The sequence below is a fragment of the Roseibium algae genome, from assembly GCF_037783265.1.
In the GTDB taxonomy this organism is placed as follows: Bacteria; Pseudomonadota; Alphaproteobacteria; order Rhizobiales; family Stappiaceae; genus Roseibium; species Roseibium algae.
Genome location: NZ_JBAKIA010000002.1, coordinates 315264 through 329438 on the forward strand (window position 1 = coordinate 315264; position 14175 = coordinate 329438).

The window sequence follows — 14175 nt, forward strand, 5'->3', positions numbered from 1 at the left end:
GCCATAAGGGGATAAAGACCCAACATATTTCGTTAAGCATCTTTCTTTGAATTGATTCACCTTGACCAGAACGCCCGAAAATAGCCGTTTTTGGAGAGTCACGTCATCTTTATGCAAGGGCGTAAACCTCTTGCTTACCAAGTTTGTCCATAGTCGGAGGCTGCATGAGGTTAGAGTCAGTTCAAACGTTTGCCTCATGCGTGTTGAGTTTTGTAAAGCACGGCCGTGTTTGGCCTGCTGGGACGCGTAGTCTGGGCCCATATGTTTTTGAGTAAAAAACTATCCAATCGTCTTGCCGTGTTTGGCACCGTCTGTCTGCTTGCCGGTGGCGGCGGAGCCTATGGTCTAATCCATGGCCTGCCAAGCGCACCGCCAATTTGGTCGCAGGACCATGCAAGAACTGAAGTTGCCGCTCCGGCGCGAAACCGGACTCAGGTCAAAGCTCGTGCATCAGCCGCAAACAAACCGCCCACCCCGGCTGAAATTGCACTGATTGTTGCCGAGAAAATGCGGCAGTTCAAAGCCGACAATCCTCAGCTAAATGACACATTGGCAAAGCAGCAACGGGCTGAAGAAATGCTTGTGCAAGCTCAAGAGCAACAGGCGTTGGCACGCTCTGCTCTGGTGGCGGCCTTAGCCACCGGAGCTGCTTCAAATCTGGCGAAGGACGAATTGCGTCGCCGGATGAACGCCGGACTGCTGACAGGCAGATTGCAAAGCGCAGAGCCCGGGCAGCCTGAAGTGGCTGTAGCTATTGTGGAAGAGGACATCCAATTACAGGCTGACGGAGATGAGATTGCCGAGACGCAGGAAGTCGCCGTTGCAGTGCTTGAAACACTGCCCGAGGCCGTGCCTCTCCCGTCCAAACGTCCTGCCGTTCCGCGCACTCAGGTCGCAAGTAAACCTGTAAAAGCCAAAGCGGCCACTCTTGCCTATGCATCAGCCGAAGACCCGACAAACGAAAAAGGCGGCGTGTTCAGCGGCCTGTCAAAGGTATTCAGCACCTCCGGCAAGGTTCGCATGCCCGGACGCGGAAGCGGTATCGCAGTTTATGACATTAGCGCAGCGACCGTCCACATGCCCGATGGCACCAAGCTGAGGGCACACTCGGGCATCGGTAAAATGAGAGACAACCCGCGCTATACCAAAGTTCGCAACAATGGTCCGACACCTCCCAATATCTACACGTTGCGCATGCGCGAAAGTCTGTTTTATGGTGTTGAAGCGATCCGCATGACACCGCTGGACCGCGCGGCCATGCACGGTCGAGACGGTATGCTGACGCACACAAACCTGCTGCGTGGGCAGATCGGATCACACGGCTGTGTCGCCTTCAAGGACTATGCAAAATTCCTGAAAGCCTTCAAGGCAGGCAAGGTGCGCAAAATGATCGTAGTGCCCCAGATTGAAGAGCTGCCGACCTATATGGCTGCGCTGTAATAATTGAAAGAATGAGCTTGCCTTCCAACATTCAATTTCTGCCCTGCACAACGGGCGATGGCGACCAATTGGCAGACCTGCGCAGGGACGCCATGCGTCCTAGTCTGGAAGCAATCGGGCGCTTTGACAGCACACGTGTTCGGACCCGTTTTCTGGAAGGGTTCATATCTGAAGACACTTGGCAGATACGCGATGACAACCAGTTGGCTGGCTTCTTTGTGCTTCGCTCAAAGGAAGACCACCTCTATCTGGATCATTTGTATATTGCGCCAGACTGTCAGGGACGCGGCATAGGCAACGTTGTAATGAAGGTTGTCAAAGCCAAAGCTACGCTAAAGTGCCAACCAATCCGTCTCAGATCACTCAAGATCGGCCCGTCGAATGGTTTCTACCAAAGCCAAGGCTTTCGAATAACCTCCTCCGATGACCTCGACAATTGGTATGAGTGGCTTCCTGAAGGCTTGCAGTAGGCTCAAGAAACCATACTGCCAACAGACCCAATTGATAATCTGTTGGCAGAGCTTCTTCCTGTATCCGTCACGACCATATCTTTTCCAGCTTTCACTCTGGACGATATTTGCCCGTTACTGGATCTTGGACCAGTTTGGCCGTCGGACGTTGCTTTTCTGCCCCCGCAGCTCTCTCAAATATCTGACTTTCGACATTCGCCATTTGCTTTTTTACGCGCTTGGCGATCCAATAGCCACCAACAGCCAAAGCCGCCAGCCCTAATAGCTCCGTCATCTGCTAGCCTTTTCCGTTTTCAAGTCTCAAATCTACAGGCCAAACCGCGACCACAGATTGCGCTCTTCCGCAGCTGAAATAAGGTCCTTGCCAAGCCCCTCACCGGATGCCCCACCAAGGACAGACAGGCCACCGGCTCCCGAACGCCGACCGAACAGTCCACGCGGTGCTGAAAATAGCTTGGGCTGAGCATCCTTGCCGTATTTGGCCTTCAAGGTGCCGCGCAGATCACCAATCGCATCTACAAGCCCCAGGTCACGCCCTGTCCGGCCAGTCCAGAACTGACCGGTGAAGATATCCGGGTCATCGGACAGCACGTCACCGCGCCGCTGTTTCACAAGTTCAATAAAGATCTCATGAATCTCAAGCTGCAACGATTTCAGATACTCGACGTCCTTGTCATTTTCCGGTTGAAACGGGTCCAACATCGCCTTGTTTTTACCGGCCGTATAAACCCTGCGCTGAACGCCGACCTTTGCAAGCAACTCGGTAAAGCCAAACCCGGCAGCAACAACACCAATTGAGCCGACAATCGAGGATGGGTCGACAAAGATCTCATCTCCTGCAACAGCGATCATATAGCCGCCGCTTGCCGCCACATCCTCAACAAAAACAAGAACTTCTTTTTCATTCTCCTTGGCCAAATCTCGGATACGCTGGAAGATCAACCGAGATTGCACCGGAGAACCGCCGGGAGAATTGACGATCAGCGCAACCGCTGGCGCGGACTTGACCGAAAATGCGCGCTCCAACGGCGTTGCAACGGTTGCCAATGACAGGCCAGGACGCAATGGCGTTGCCATGCCAATCGGACCTTGCAAACGCACCACCGGTATCACCGGTCCATCGTTGCGGAATTTTTTTGGCAGAAACTTACGAAATTTATCGAGCACGAAGGCGGCCCCCGGTTGGAACATGATATCCGATATAGTGCTTGATAGAACGCTATGAAAGGCCTTCGTCACATAGTCCCGCCAGACTTGGGTACCTTAGCGCGACAGCGCTGCCTCGCTAAACTCAACAAGGACCTTATCTTCTCAAGCCAAATGCCCCATCGCGTGCTTTCCCCGCCTTTGCTGCTTCGGCCAATCTTGCAGACGTTTTGATCTTGTTTTTACCTGCAGCGGACGTCTTTTTGGTAAGATCAGCATTTTTAATATCAGAGCGATTGGAGAACTGCCAGTCCAGCTTGACGCCCGCACAGCCAGGGGCTCGCCAAACAATACGTCCGTTAGCAGGCAGACCAAGCTTTTTAATGTGCAAAAGGATTTCGTCGGGCAATGAATCAAGATCTCGCGCGTCCAGACGGCATCCGGACTTGCTTGCATCCACAATATCGCATGGGATCATCTGACTGCCACTCAGGTCCGAAACCCGCGCACGAATTCTCACCTCGCGCCGAGGTTCCTTGCGCTTTTCCTGGGAGGCCTTGTCTTCGAATATAAAGGAAACATGAGCATGGTGATCCATTACCTTGGTTATTCGGCCGCGGATCATTTTGTCGAGCCCGCCAACACGAAGACCAATTGTTTCACTCAGTTCTCGGACTCTTTTGGAGGATATCGAACACCCCGCCTTAGTGAAACTGGATGCAGTGGCGTCAATACACGTCAAACCTTCGAGGTCGATGACCAAGACAGAAACGACAGCCTCCACAGCAAGATTATCAGCCAACACCCTTAAGATGCATCTCCTTTGAATGCACCCTATTATCACACCCCACAAAAAATAAGGGTTAACAACACTGTTAAAAGCACATATTCAATATAAACTATACAGTTTAGTTTAAATATAAATACAAATACTCATAGAGTAAAATCATAAATCAACGACACTTTTAAGCTTATCTCTCAGAACGAGGAAATCCCTCCAAGACAATCTCTTTTCAATTGGTGTATTTAGCAGATAATCAGGATGGTATGTTGCCAAACAAGGCACTTGACGCTGCCCACTGCTGTAAGTCATCCAACGTCCACGCATGCGGCGAATGCCATCCTGTACGCCCAGCAAGCTCTTCGTAGATGCCGCTCCAAGAAAAACCAGATATTCTGGAGCAACCAACTCGATCTGCCGGACAATGAATGGCTTGCAGATTTCTGCTTCCTGGGGAGTTGGCGTCCTATTGCCTGGCGGTCGCCATGGCACGACATTCGCAATGTAGACTGACGACCTGTCCAGCCCAATTGCCTCCAGCATTTTATCCAGCACCGGACCAGAAGGCCCAACGAATGGAAGTCCCTTAATGTCGTCATCACGCCCCGGAGCCTCGCCAATCAACATGACACGTGCTTTCGGGTTGCCATCTGAAAAGACAAGATTTTTGGCAGTCAAGCGTAGATTGCATCCCGTAAAAGCAGCCAGACTTGCTTGAAGCTCATCAAGTGTCTTTGCGCTGCGCGCCACTTCATGTGCCGAATTGATCGCATCCCGATCAGGTATGACAGCATCGGCAAAGGCACCACCAGCAACCGGAGCATTGGGCGCAGAAGACTTGGCCGCAGTGGTATCAACCCCCTGCGTCTGCATAGTCCCCTGCCCCGCACCGGGTATGGCTGAGCGCCCAGATTGAGTTGGCTTAGAAGTTGGTCCAGAGCCTGCGATGCCCGGGGAATGTGCACCAGCCTGACGAGCAGCAACTTGTGCAGCCAGCAGCTCAGCCGACAACGCAAACCGGTCAATCGCTTCCTCTTCAAGGAAACAGTCGAAACCGGATGCCTGATAAAACTCAAGCAGAGATTCAAGTTGGCGCTGCGCTGCATCATGTGTTTGCAAGGGCTATCCTCCAAACGGCAACTTAGCGACTGGCACGGGAAAAACAAAGGCTCTGCATGCGTTGCACACTGCAGCAGCCCAACTTGTCCAACGATTCTCCCCAACAGCCTTTCCCAAGGTTTTCTAAGGATTACACCGCGCGGAAATGAAGCACCCAGTAACAACACTACGCGTGCATACACGTTACGTAAACGGAAGGCCGCATCTTGACTAAACATAGAGAGTTGGGGCTATGTCCCCCAAAGAGTGGATGGGCAACCAGAATTTTTGCCAGGATCTAGAAAATCCGATGATATATGTCGTATTTCGGATCAGGAAGAGATGCATTGAGGATACGCTCCGGGCAATCCGGTGCGCATGAGGGAGAACCAGATGTCGGAACAGGACGCACTTGGCGAGCGCGAAAGCATGGACGTTGACGTTGTCATCGTCGGAGCAGGGCCAGCGGGCCTCGCAGCCGCCATACGCCTGAAGCAAATCGCTGCTGACAAGGGCGAGGAAATCAGCGTTGTTGTTCTGGAAAAAGGTTCCGAAGTCGGTGCGCATATTCTTTCAGGCGCTGTAATCGACCCGATAGCAATTGATCAATTGTTGCCTGAGTGGCGGACAGAAGACACTCCGATCAAAACGCCCGTGAAAGCCGACCATTTCCTGGTCCTTGGCCCGGCGGGCTCTATTCGTCTACCAAACCTGTTCATGCCGAAACTGATGAACAATCACGGCAATTACATTGTTTCGCTGGGCAACGTCTGCCGTTGGCTAGCAGAAAAAGCGGAAGCACTTGGCGTTGAAATCTATCCGGGGTTTGCCGCCGCTGAAGTCCTCTATGACGACGCAGGGCGCGTTGTGGGCGTCGCAACAGGTGACATGGGGATCGGCCGCGACGGCAAGCCAAATGCGCAATTCACCCGCGGCATGGAACTTCGCGGAAAATACGTCCTGATCGGCGAAGGTGCCCGCGGATCACTTGCCAAGGAACTGATCGAGAAATTCGATCTCGACCAGGACAGTGACTTCGCCAAATTCGGGATCGGCATCAAGGAACTCTGGCAGGTTGATCCTTCCAAACACAATGAAGGCCTGGTTCAGCATTCCTTCGGCTGGCCACTGGGCGGCAAGACCGGCGGCGGCTCTTTCCTGTATCACCTGGAAGACAATCAGGTCGTCGTCGGCTTCGTTGTACACCTCAATTATGATAACCCGTGGCTTTCGCCATTTGACGAATTCCAACGCTTCAAGACCCACCCGGCCATTTGCGAGACATTCGAAGGCGGCAAGCGTATTTCCTACGGCGCACGAGCAATCACAGAGGGCGGCTATCAGTCCGTTCCAAAGCTTTCTTTCCCAGGCGGCCTGATCATGGGCTGCTCGGCAGGCTTAGTGAATGTGCCGCGTATCAAGGGATCTCATAACGCCATGCTGTCTGGCATGCTGGCAGCAGAAGAGGTCATGTCAGCCTTGGCCAGGGGCGAGGAAAATGCCGAATTGACAGGATATGATGCAGCTTGGAAATCAAGTCCAATCGGCAGAGACTTGAAAAATGTGCGGAACGTGAAGCCGCTTTGGTCAAAATTTGGCACGATTGTCGGCGTCGCTCTTGGTGGCCTCGATATGTGGACGAACGAACTGTTTGGCTTTTCCTTCTTCGGCACCATGAAGCACGGCAAGAGCGATGCAAACACTCTGAAACCTGCCAAGGACTGCAAGCGGATCGACTACCCCAAGCCTGATGGCGTTGTGTCCTTTGACAAGCTTTCTTCCGTGTTCCTGTCCAACACAAATCACGAAGAAGACCAGCCAATACATCTGAAAGTAAAAGACGAAACTCTACAGAAGCTGTCAGAGCTTGACGTTTTTGCGGGGCCCTCGAACCGATACTGCCCGGCAGGTGTTTATGAGTGGGTCGAAGAAGCCGAGTCTGCTCCTCGGTTCCAGATCAATTCGCAAAACTGCGTTCACTGCAAAACCTGTGACATCAAAGACCCGAATGGCAACATCACCTGGACTGTTCCCGAGGGAGCTGGCGGTCCTAACTATCCAAACATGTAAAGAGGGGACCTGTTGTGCTCTCATACTGAGGCCTAGCGTCTATGACAAAGCAAGCGCCCCATGAAATCGCCAAGATCGATTTGTTTATTTTGTGATTAAACGCCCAACGGCGCCGGACTATGAGGTCCGACGCCGTCAACTTGCGGACGATGGGATTCATCCGGCCCTCAATCCTATGGGGAACTGAACGCCAGTTGCGGTCAATTGCAGCTGTCGATACGCCGTGGACTCAAGGCCCTTCTATTCGCAAAGACAGATGCATCATCCGCTACCACAAGGTTTTTCGCGTCGAACCAAACAGGACTTCTCGTCCATTTGAAACGCTTAGCAGGCCCGCACTGTTCGGGTTTCCTAAATTTGAAAACCTCTGAACCCCTGATTTCACGCCCAATGATCCGAAATGGTGAATTTGGCCAAATTCACCCCTTGGCCCGATGGGAGCCATGGATCGTTACCTGTTTTTCACGAACGCAAACGACCTCGGAATTCAGCAGCCTCTTATCGATACCTTCCGTATTGGGAAGAACCGCAAGCAGATTGTTCTGCTTAAGACTTGCACCGGGTCGCCGATGAGGGTGTTTATAGATTACGTTTACGGAAAGGTCAACATATTACTTCACCTAATGGAAAAATATTCAAAGCAATAATACCCCTTATAATACAACAAGATACAACCATTCAAAGCAAATAAGATCAAAAAGCATAGGTGCACCATGTAAATCGCATACCAGCGCACAACGCCAGTTCACCTTACGTAAAAGTAAAGGCGCGATTGCCTTGCAAACGCGCCTTTTTGTATTTCTCAGAATTGTAAACTTGCTGCAATCAACTAGGCAGCAGAGCGACGACCACGCTGTGGGCGACGTCCCCGATTGGCATTGTCATTGCCACCAGGCCCGCCGAATCCCTTCTTCGAAGATTTGCCGTTGCCGCCACCGCCATTGCGACGATCTCGGTTGCCGCCGCCACCGCGACCACTGCGAGGCGAAACCGCCCGACTTTCAGCAGGAACATCACCGCTTGCAACATCAATCGTAATATTGATGAGCTTTTCGATCTGACGAAACAGGCCGATTTCCTCTGGAGCACAAAGAGCAATCGCATCACCATCAGCACCGGCACGCGCCGTACGACCGATACGGTGAACATAGGCTTCAGCAACTTCAGGCAATTCGAAATTGTAAACATGGCTCACGCCTGGAATATCAATCCCACGGGCTGCAACATCTGTTGCGACAAGAACCTTCAGACTTCCGTCTTTCAAACCCTTGATCGCACGGTCACGCTGGTTCTGGCTCTTGTTGCCATGGATCGAGCCTGCGGAAATACCACTGCTGACCAAACGCTTCATCAATCGCTCGGCACCATGCTTGGTACGACAGAAAACAAGCGAAAGATCGTCCGGACGCGTGCTCATCAGATTAATCAGAAAGTCTGTTTTGGCTTTCTGATCCATGAAGTGCACAGACTGGGTGATCTTGTCAGCTGTTTTACCAGCATTGGCAACTTCAACGCGGACAGGGTCTTTCAAGTAAGACTTGGCCAGATCGGCAATCTGCTTCGGCATGGTCGCCGAGAACAAGAGCGTCTGGCGCTCCTTGGCAACAAGGCCTGAAATCTTGCGAAGCGCATGGATAAAGCCCAGATCAAGCATTTGATCGGCTTCGTCCAGAACCAGGAAAGACGCAGAGTTCAAACGAACGGCTTCGCGGTCAACCAGGTCAAGCAAACGGCCAGGCGTTGCAACAAGGATATCAGTGCCACGGGCAAGGCGCTTGATCTGACCATTGATGGACACACCACCAACGACAGAAGCAACGCGAATAGGTGTTCCACGAACGAATGAGATTAGATTTTGAGCAATCTGGTTGACCAGCTCACGGGTTGGCGCAAGGATCAATGCGCGCGTGCCCTTCAGAGCTGGCGCCTTTGGATTGGACAAAAGCTGTTCGATCAACGGTAGACCGAATGCAGCAGTCTTTCCGGTGCCTGTCTGGGCAAGACCCATCAGGTCTTCACCCTTAAGAATGTAGGGAATGGCGTCACGCTGAATTGGCGTAGGCGTTTCATAGCCGTTAGCCTCGATGGCCTTTAGAAGTTGCTCGGAAAGGCCAAGCGATTTGAAATCTGTCAAGTTTCTACCTTTGTAGTGGCACCACGCGCATTTGACGCAATGGCATGCCAGACCCCTCATGGCCCCTTGGGACCACGTGAGCCGTATAGCGGTTGCGACAACGCTGCGCCCTGGACCGAACTGTCCTTCAAAAGGCGGCAATTGCCGTCAGAACCCCGCGTGAAATGGGAACTTGGAAAAACATCACCTTCTCGGGAGGAGCCGGCTTTACCTTATCTTGCGCTTCGTCTCCGAACCAACCTTTGGCTGGTCAGGAGTTCATCGAGGGCGGACTGCTCACGCGGCAGCCGGATAAAGTCTGCCTCCGTATCTGCCCTGAACTGTAAAATGTCAAGACCTAACGCCAATCGCACCAGACTGGATGGAGCAGAGTACAATAATACGCGGCCTTCAAGTCATTACCTGAAGGCCGCGCCAGACATCCATTTCAGGCAAGTCAGCCTTCAGCTTTTTTCTGTGCTTCAACACTCGCAAGAGCCGACATGTTCACAACACCTCTGGAAGTGACCGATGGCGTCAGAACATGTGCAGGCTTGGCAGTTCCTAGAAGGATCGGCCCAACATGCAAGGCAGAGGTCGCCACCTTCAAGAGATTCAAAGCGATGTTGGCTGCATCCAGGTTCGGGAACAGCAAGAGGTTCGCTTCACCTTTCAGCTTGCTGTCTGGCATGACCCGCTGCCGCAATGCGACATTCAATGCGGAATCGCCATGCATCTCGCCATCAACTTCCAGTTCAGGGCAACGATCCCACAGAATGTGGAGCGCATCGCGCATCTTGCGTGATGACGCAGTGACCCGCGATCCGAAGTTGGACAAAGACAGGAGAGCGACCCGAGGCTCAATGCCAAACCGATGGATCTCTTCAGCGGCCAGCATTGCCATTTCGGCCAGTTCTTCCGAGGTTGGATCTTCACTGACGAATGTATCCGACAGGAACATCGCCCCTCGGCTGTTGATCAGCAAAGACAGTGCGGAGAGATCCTTGACGCCTTCCCGCATACCGATGATCTGGCGAATATCGCGCAAGTGGCGAATGAACCGGCCTTCAAGCCCGCAAATCACAGCATCCGCATCGCCGCGCCGCACGGCTAGGGCCGCGATAACAGTTGAGTTCGTACGGACAATCGTTCGGGCTGCATCCGGCGGCAAGCCTTGACGGCCGACACAGGCAAAATACTCGTCGACGTAATCCCGATACCGGGGATCGTCCTGAGGGTTGATGAACTCAAAGTCATCGCCGGGCCGGATCTTGAGGCCGAAGCGCTCGCAACGGCTTTTGAGAACATCAGGACGACCGACAAGGACAGGAATGGCGACCTTGTCTTCCAGCAGAACCTGAGCTGCACGCAGAACGCGTTCATCTTCGCCTTCTGCATAAATAATCCGCTGTGGATCCTGACTGGCAGCCTGGATAATCGGCTTCATGATCAACCCGGAGCGGAACACAAACCGGTTCAAACGATCCAGATAGGCATCAAAATCCTCGATAGGGCGCGTGGCAACCCCGGTCGCCATTGCAGCCTTTGCTACAGCTGGCGCTATGCGCAAAATCAGACGCGGATCGAATGGCGACGGAATCAGATATTTGGGGCCAAACGTTTCAGTTGCACCACCATAGGCACGCGCTGCAATGTCAGATGGCTCTTCTTTAGCCAGCTCAGCAATAGCCTCAACAGCCGCATGCTTCATCTCTTCATTGATCGACGTCGCACCAACATCCAGTGCACCACGGAAAATATAAGGGAAACAGAGGACGTTGTTGACCTGGTTCGGATAATCGGAACGGCCGGTGCACATGACAACATCAGAGCGCACAGCCTCTGCATCTTCGGGCATGATTTCCGGGTTCGGATTGGCAAGCGCCAGGATCAACGGACCAGAGCCCATCCGAGCCACCATCTCAGGCTTCAGCACGCCAGCGGCAGACAGGCCGAGGAACACGTCAGCTCCCTCAATAATTTCATTCAGGGTTCGCTTGTCGGTCTTCTGGGCAAATTTAGACTTCCACTCATCCATCAAGGCTTCACGGCCCTCATAGACGACACCTTCAATGTCGGAGATCCATATATTTTCGCGTTTAACGCCAAGCGAGACGAGCATGTTCAGGCAAGCAAGCGCTGCAGCCCCAGCCCCTGAGGCAACGACCTTGGCTTCCGACAACTTCTTGCCAGCCAACTCCAAGCCGTTGCGAATGGCCGCGCCTACAATAATCGCCGTGCCGTGTTGATCATCATGAAAGACCGGAATGTTCATCCGTTCGCGAAGCTTGGCTTCAATCTGAAAACACTCAGGCGCCTTGATGTCTTCAAGGTTGATGCCGCCAAAAGTCGGCTCAAGTACTGCGACCGCATCCACGAACCGGTCGACATCCAGCTCGTCGACTTCAATGTCAAAGACATCAATGCCAGCAAATTTCTTGAAGAGGACCGCCTTGCCCTCCATCACAGGCTTGGAGGCCAAAGGACCAATGGCACCCAGCCCTAAAACAGCCGTGCCGTTGGAGATCACGCCAACCAGATTGGCCCGAGCGGTATAATCCGCGGCAGTCGCCGGGTCCTTGGCAATTTCCAGACAAGGTGCCGCAACACCGGGAGAATAGGCTAGCGCCAAATCCCGCTGGTTTCCCAGCGGTTTGGTCGCCTGAATTTCAAGCTTTCCCGGCCTTGGGTGCTTATGAAAATAGAGTGCTGCCTCAGTGAGATCGCTGTCGGCGGTCTTATTGTCGCTCATGGGTATCTGCAGCCTTTCCGATAGCGGTTCAGCCTCTGGTCCGAATTAATCCAAAAGTATGCTGACAAAAGCACTGTTTCAGCAGACTTGAGGTAAGGACGAGACAAATGTCTCATTGGTGTACCCGGCACGCCTCGAAATGAGAACCCGAAGAAGTAAAAACAGCACCATGCCAGTGAGATTATGCCACAGAAAATGCGCAGCATGTGTCCAGATCAGGCATTCAGCTCCTAGGTCACGGACCCACTGCTGATCAAATCAGCCAACAACCGCCCCAAGCGAGAGATACCGGTCTCAATCTTATCAGGCCCGCACGATGTGAAGTTGAGCCGCATGCAATTTCGACCGGACCTGTCAGCGAAAAAGGCATGGCCTGGAACAAATGCGACGTTCGCGACCTCCAAAGACGTCTTCAAAATCGCTGCAGCATCCATATTTTCGGGCAATTCGACCCAGATGAACATGCCACCTTCCGGCCTGCTCCACGTAACACCTTCCGGCATATGGCTAGCAAGAGCAGCGATCATATGATCACGGCGCTCCTTATAAACGACGCATATCTTTTCAACATGTTCGTCGAAGCAGCTTTCAGCAACCTTTGTCATGACCATCTGATTGATCGTCGATGAGTTCAGATCCGCAGCCTGTTTGATGAGAACCATCTGATGAATGACAGGTGTGGCTGCACAGACCCAGCCAAGACGCAGGCCCGGAGACAGCGTCTTGGAAAAGCTGCCGCAATAAATCGTCCGCGTTGCCTCGATATCGCCGGATCTGGCAATATCAAGTTCAAGCAGAGATGGCAGAGCCTTACCTTCAAAACGCAGGCACTGATAGGGCGCGTCTTCAATGACTGCAATGTCCAGCTGCTCCGCAAGATCAAGAATCCCCTTGCGCTCGTGCAAAGTCAGCGTTTGGCCTGTCGGATTGGCGAAATCGGTCGATGCATATGCGAATTTGACAGTACCGCCTGAAGATTTAGCCTTTGCCTGATAGTCCTTCACAGAGCGATTGCCATGCGCATCAAGGCGCTGATAGGCAGGCTCATAAGCATTGAACGCCTGCAGTGCACCAAGATAGGTCGGCCAACCAACAAGGGCTGTATCGCCCGCCGATAAAAACAACTTGCCAAGATAATCCAGTGCCTGCTGAGCACCTGATGTGATCAGAATATTATCTTCAGAGCAAGCGATCCCCTGCAGCGCCATCCGCCCGGAGATCCACTTCCGCAACGGCTTATAGCCTTCACTAACTGAGTATTGCAGTGCAGCTTGATGGTCATCCTGCTCGAACAGTTCCTGATATGCCGCCTTGAACTCTTCAGCAGGAAAGAGCGCCGGATCGGGAATGCCGCCAGCAAAGGAAATCATCTCCGGCTGATCCAGCACCTTCAAAAGTTCGCGGATCTCGGAGGCCACCATCCGGTCAGCCCGGGTTGCAAACAATTGGCTCCAGTTCTGCATGACGTTTCCTTCCGATTTTGGCCGCCTGGATTTTCCCATCGACATTTGTTGAACCGGATAAATCACAAACGAAATTAAAGGTCAATAATACTGACCTATTATTTTCACTTATTTCTCCAAATTCCGATTTTTTGTAACTTTAGATCCGATCTCAGACTTCATGAATGTGACGCTACTAACCGGCATTTGTCACATTCATCGACACTGTCCTGGCCATCCACTATATGTCGAAGCCAAGGAGATCACCCATGACCCGCATCGACGACAGCCGTCCGTTCATTCCGCTCAACATTGCTGTTCTGACTGTTTCGGACACTCGCAGCCTGGAAGAAGACAGGTCCGGTTCAACGCTGACAGATCGTCTTGAGAAGGCCGGTCACACGCTCGCAGACAGAAAGATCGTGACAGATGACGTTCCAGCCATTCAGGCGATCGTACGCGCATGGATTGAGGATAAGGGCGTGGATGTGATCATCTCAACAGGCGGCACCGGCTTCACAGGACGCGACGTCACTCCGGAGGCCATTGAGCCGCTATTTGAAAAGCGTATGGATGGCTTTTCAGAAGTCTTTCACCGGATTTCCTATGATAAAATCGGCACCTCAACGATCCAGTCACGAGCCACAGGAGGCGTCGCCGGTGCGACCTACATCTTTGCTCTGCCGGGATCGCCTGGAGCCTGCAAAGACGCTTGGGATTGCATCCTCAAATTCCAGCTCGACTATCGCCACATGCCCTGCAACTTCGTGGAAATCATGCCACGGCTTGATGAGCATCTGAAGCGAGGGAAATTGCAGAAGATTAATGTCTAGATGAGGACTTTGGCCGTCACATCCTTGCTG

Annotated in this window: 11 protein-coding genes; 4 read left to right on the forward strand and 7 right to left on the reverse strand. The window is 52.7% G+C overall.

Annotated features, from left to right (window positions below; genetic code table 11):
* The first annotated feature begins 267 nt into the window (after positions 1 to 267).
* Complete coding sequence (locus V6575_RS05135; RefSeq protein WP_340273042.1) at positions 268 to 1440, forward strand: DUF2778 domain-containing protein; 1173 nt, start codon at positions 268 to 270, stop codon at positions 1438 to 1440.
* 11 nt (positions 1441 to 1451) lie between these two features.
* Positions 1452 to 1910, forward strand: coding sequence for a GNAT family N-acetyltransferase (locus V6575_RS05140; RefSeq protein WP_340273043.1), 459 nt, complete (start codon positions 1452 to 1454; stop codon positions 1908 to 1910).
* A gap of 91 nt (positions 1911 to 2001) precedes the next feature.
* Here V6575_RS05140 and V6575_RS05145 read toward each other — a convergent pair whose 3' ends face one another.
* The 4 genes from V6575_RS05145 to V6575_RS05160 form a co-directional block, all read right to left on the reverse strand.
* Positions 2002 to 2184, reverse strand: a complete 183-nt coding sequence (locus tag V6575_RS05145) for a hypothetical protein (protein WP_340273044.1) — start codon at positions 2182 to 2184, stop codon at positions 2002 to 2004.
* A 32-nt stretch (positions 2185 to 2216) separates the two neighbouring features.
* On the reverse strand, positions 2217 to 3077 hold the full coding sequence (locus V6575_RS05150; protein WP_340273045.1) for a S49 family peptidase: 861 nt from the start codon (positions 3075 to 3077) through the stop codon (positions 2217 to 2219).
* Positions 3078 to 3213: 136 nt separating this feature from the next.
* On the reverse strand, positions 3214 to 3858 hold the full coding sequence (locus V6575_RS05155) for a PilZ domain-containing protein (RefSeq protein ID WP_340273046.1): 645 nt from the start codon (positions 3856 to 3858) through the stop codon (positions 3214 to 3216).
* Positions 3859 to 4002: 144 nt separating this feature from the next.
* On the reverse strand, positions 4003 to 4956 hold the full coding sequence (locus tag V6575_RS05160) for a uracil-DNA glycosylase (protein ID WP_340273047.1): 954 nt from the start codon (positions 4954 to 4956) through the stop codon (positions 4003 to 4005).
* 372 nt (positions 4957 to 5328) lie between these two features.
* On the opposite strand from V6575_RS05160, the gene V6575_RS05165 reads away from it, so the two are divergent.
* On the forward strand, positions 5329 to 7005 hold the full coding sequence (locus V6575_RS05165) for an electron transfer flavoprotein-ubiquinone oxidoreductase (RefSeq protein ID WP_340273048.1): 1677 nt from the start codon (positions 5329 to 5331) through the stop codon (positions 7003 to 7005).
* 829 nt (positions 7006 to 7834) lie between these two features.
* Here the strand turns inward: V6575_RS05165 and V6575_RS05170 are convergent.
* The 3 genes from V6575_RS05170 to V6575_RS05180 all read right to left on the reverse strand — a co-directional run bounded on the left by V6575_RS05170 (position 7835) and on the right by V6575_RS05180 (position 13333).
* On the reverse strand, positions 7835 to 9139 hold the full coding sequence (locus V6575_RS05170; protein ID WP_340273049.1) for a DEAD/DEAH box helicase: 1305 nt from the start codon (positions 9137 to 9139) through the stop codon (positions 7835 to 7837).
* A 436-nt stretch (positions 9140 to 9575) separates the two neighbouring features.
* Entirely contained in the window at positions 9576 to 11870 is a 2295-nt protein-coding gene (locus V6575_RS05175; RefSeq protein WP_340273050.1) for an NADP-dependent malic enzyme, read from the reverse strand.
* Positions 11871 to 12100: 230 nt separating this feature from the next.
* Entirely contained in the window at positions 12101 to 13333 is a 1233-nt protein-coding gene (locus V6575_RS05180; RefSeq protein ID WP_340273051.1) for an aminotransferase-like domain-containing protein, read from the reverse strand.
* Positions 13334 to 13581: 248 nt separating this feature from the next.
* Between V6575_RS05180 and moaB the strand changes: the two genes are divergently transcribed.
* Positions 13582 to 14145, forward strand: coding sequence for a molybdenum cofactor biosynthesis protein B (gene moaB, locus V6575_RS05185; protein WP_340273053.1), 564 nt, complete (start codon positions 13582 to 13584; stop codon positions 14143 to 14145).
* Positions 14146 to 14175 lie beyond the last annotated feature (30 nt).

Bases quoted from the DNA above. Each gene is read 5' to 3' on its own strand.
- V6575_RS05140 (WP_340273043.1), top strand. From the start codon at position 1,452: ATGAGCTTGCCTTCCAACATTCAATTTCTGCCCTGCACAACGGGCGAT.
- V6575_RS05145 (WP_340273044.1), bottom strand. From the start codon at position 2,184: ATGACGGAGCTATTAGGGCTGGCGGCTTTGGCTGTTGGTGGCTATTGG.
- V6575_RS05165 (WP_340273048.1), top strand. From the start codon at position 5,329: ATGTCGGAACAGGACGCACTTGGCGAGCGCGAAAGCATGGACGTTGAC.
- V6575_RS05175 (WP_340273050.1), bottom strand. From the start codon at position 11,870: ATGAGCGACAATAAGACCGCCGACAGCGATCTCACTGAGGCAGCACTC.
- V6575_RS05180 (WP_340273051.1), bottom strand. From the start codon at position 13,333: ATGCAGAACTGGAGCCAATTGTTTGCAACCCGGGCTGACCGGATGGTG.
- moaB (WP_340273053.1), top strand. From the start codon at position 13,582: ATGACCCGCATCGACGACAGCCGTCCGTTCATTCCGCTCAACATTGCT.